This is a genomic window from Anaeromusa sp. (assembly GCF_028691475.1).
Lineage (GTDB): Bacteria > Bacillota > Negativicutes > Anaeromusales > Anaeromusaceae > Anaeromusa.
This window is the reverse complement of sequence record NZ_JAQUZF010000203.1, coordinates 1-2,893: the sequence shown is the minus strand read 5'-3', so window position 1 is coordinate 2,893 and position 2,893 is coordinate 1. Positions and strand designations below refer to the sequence as shown.

The following is a 2,893-nucleotide window of genomic DNA, read 5'->3' as shown; positions in this document are numbered from 1 at the left end:
AAAAAAAGTCTCCTTAACTATGATGGTTGTACTAACAATTTTTATATTATAACATATGAGTTTGCTCAATGCAGATGCGGAAAAAGGACAATTTGACTCATAAGTCAGGGAGAGGAAGGCTAGAACGTAAAAATCGCTGGAAGACGCAGGTATATAGGGGGAGAGACTGACTAACGATAGATTCAGAAGAAAATAGAAACTGATTCACTAGGATTGACTATGAAAGAAGGGAAATGATTTCTTGCTGCCGAAAAGGGCAACAAAATTAAAGAAAGCTAAGGCGAAGCAAGTATGAAAAAAATATATCTAGGCTGGCTAGGGAGCCTCTTGTGGTTACTTAGTTGGAGTTGTTTAGCCGCAGCATCGCCAGCTCCAGCGCAGATTGTCTTGACCTGGAGCGAGGAACCGGCGACGACGCAGACGATTTCCTGGAAGATGGACGCCGGAAGCGGCATGGTACAATACGGTGAAGCTGCCGCAAAACCTGCCGCAGTCGGGGCGTTTCGCACGGTACCTGCGCAAGCGGCGGTATTGGCGACCAATCTAGGCGAAGTGAAGCAATTTACGGCTACCTTGCGGCAATTGCGCCCGGGAGTTCGGTATACATATCGTGTAGGAGACGGAGTTACTTGGAGCGCTTGGCGTTCTTTTCGGACGGCTCCCTATCAATCTTCAAAAGTAAAGTTTCTGGTTTTCGGAGATTCCCAAAGCGTTACTTACCAACTTTGGGGGAATACTTTGAAAAAAGCCCTTCAGGCTAATCCGGATGCGGCGTTTATGGTGAATATGGGAGACTTGGTGGACGTGGGTCAGGATTATGGGCAGTGGAAAGGCTGGCTGGAAGCGGGTCAAGGTGTGATTGATTCCATCCCAGTAGTACCGGTTGTCGGCAATCATGAAACCTATACGCCAAATCGAACCTATTCGCGGCCGCAGTTGTTTACGTCGCAACTTTCTTTGCCTCGTAACGGGCCGGCGGAACTGCGCGGCCAAGTGTATTCCCTAGAGTATGGAGACGTCCATGTAGCGGTGCTGGACAGCCAGATGGGAGAAGAACGGGCCTTTGTGCCGTACAGTCTTTTTTTGCAGCAGGAATGGCTGAAAAAAGATTTGGCTCATAGCCGCAAGCCTTGGAATATTGTACTGACGCATCGCCCGTTTTACGGCAATCGCAAGGCAAAGGATTCGGCCGCTCTTCGCAACGCTTTTGTGCCGATTTTGCAGGAAGCCAAAGTAGATGTCGTCTTCACGGCGCATGAACATGTCTATGCTCGCTCCGTTCCTCTAGATGGCAACGGGAACGGTTTTCCTGGCACGATTCACGTAGCTACCGGGCGCAGCGGCACTAAAACCTATCCAGACCCGGTGCGGCAGGTTTGGAATGAAAACTTTTACAACCCGCTGGACGAACCGAACTATCTGACCGTGGAGGTTGGTCATACGATGCTGCTAGTCAAGGCGTTTAAAGTTAGCGGTGCGTTGCTCGACATGTGGAGCCTTCATAAGCTGCGTCCTGCAGCCAATCAGTACAGTATTTTCTAGGAGCCGCTAATTTATTCGCAGGTTGCGCCAGCGCGGCCTTTTTCTCGTCGGACTTTGTCAGAAAATCTCGGCATAGCTCCACTATGCCTGCGGTTTTCTTTCGCGTCTGACGAAAAAAATTCTCGTGCTGGCGAAGTGCTCATTAAATCAGCGGCTCCTAAAGTTCAATTTGAAATTCGTAGTCCTCATACGTACCCTCTCGTGACTCTGGTTCTCCTGTTCAATCCAATCTCGTCGAACCCTCACTTTACTCACTCTACTCCTGTTCAATTTCCCGTAACTCCGTTCCCCGCGTTTTTCAAGCGCTGAAGTTCCTTCAGCAGAAAGAAGCCGGTTAGGCAGGCGGAGCCAAGATCGGCTAACGGACCTGCTGTCCAGATGCCGTTGAGCCCCAGCCACTGAGGGAGCAAGTAGACAAGAGGTATGAGCAGGATGAATTGGCGCAGCAGATTGAAAACAATAGAGTAGCCAGCCTTGCCTATCGCCTGAAAATAGTTGGCGCCAATGATCTGAAAGCCGATGATAGGCAGCATGGCCAGGAAAATGCAGAGCCCTTCCGAGCCGATACGGATGAGTTCAGGATTGTCGTTAAACAAGCGGACAAGCGCTTCATGGCCGGTAAGGACCATTGCTAGTCCGACTATACAAACCAACGTGGCGCTGCCGATAGCTAGCTTGATGGCTTGGAGGACACGGCTGTAGTTCTGAGCGCCGTAGTTGTAGCCGACAATGGGCTGTACGCCCTGGCTGATGCCGAGAACCGGCATTAACAGCAGCATCAACACGCGGTTAACGATGCCAAACGCGGCGATGGCCAGGTTGCCTCCATAGGAGAGCAAGGTAAAGTTAAAGATGACGATGACCAAGCTGCTTCCAAGCTGCATTAAAAACGGGGCCATGCCGATGCGGGAAATGTCGAGAACCAGCTTTTTTTGCAGCGGCAGACAGGCGCGGCGCAGACGCAGCGTGCTGCGGCCATAGAGAAAATAAGTCAGTACCCAGACGGTAGCAACAAACTGGGAAATAACGGTAGCCCAGGCGGATCCGGCGATGCCCCAATGGAAGACAAAGATAAACAAAGGATTGAGCGCGGTGTTGAGCAAAGCGGCGATAAGCATGGTGTACAGTGCTGTTTTGGCGTCCCCTTGGGCGCGGATGAGGCCGTTGAGGCCGAAGCTGATATGCATAAAAATGCTGCCGCCTAAAATGATGCGGGTAAAATCCATGGCGTAAGGCAAAACTTCAGGACTGGCGCCGAGCCACTGCAGCAGTTCTTCTAAAAAGAGCAACGCCAGGCCGGTAGTGGGCAGCATAATTAGACAGAGCAGAGTCAAAGCATTGCCGAGGATGC

At 51.0% G+C, this 2,893-nt stretch carries 2 protein-coding genes; one reads left to right on the top strand and one right to left on the bottom strand.

The genetic code is table 11. From position 1 onward, the window contains the following. The first annotated feature begins 291 nt into the window (after positions 1-291). Positions 292-1,542 (top strand): metallophosphoesterase family protein, encoded by a 1,251-nt coding sequence (locus PHF27_RS14230; RefSeq protein WP_300071521.1) that lies wholly within the window; start codon positions 292-294, stop codon positions 1,540-1,542. Between the two features lie 266 nt (positions 1,543-1,808). On the opposite strand, the gene PHF27_RS14225 is transcribed toward PHF27_RS14230, so the two are convergent. Continuing rightward, on the bottom strand, positions 1,809-2,893 hold a 1,085-nt coding region (locus PHF27_RS14225; protein WP_300071518.1), incomplete at its 5' end, for an MATE family efflux transporter.

Coding starts and splice junctions, on each gene's coding strand:
- PHF27_RS14230 (WP_300071521.1), top strand. CDS start 292: ATGAAAAAAATATATCTAGGCTGGCTAGGGAGCCTCTTGTGGTTACTT.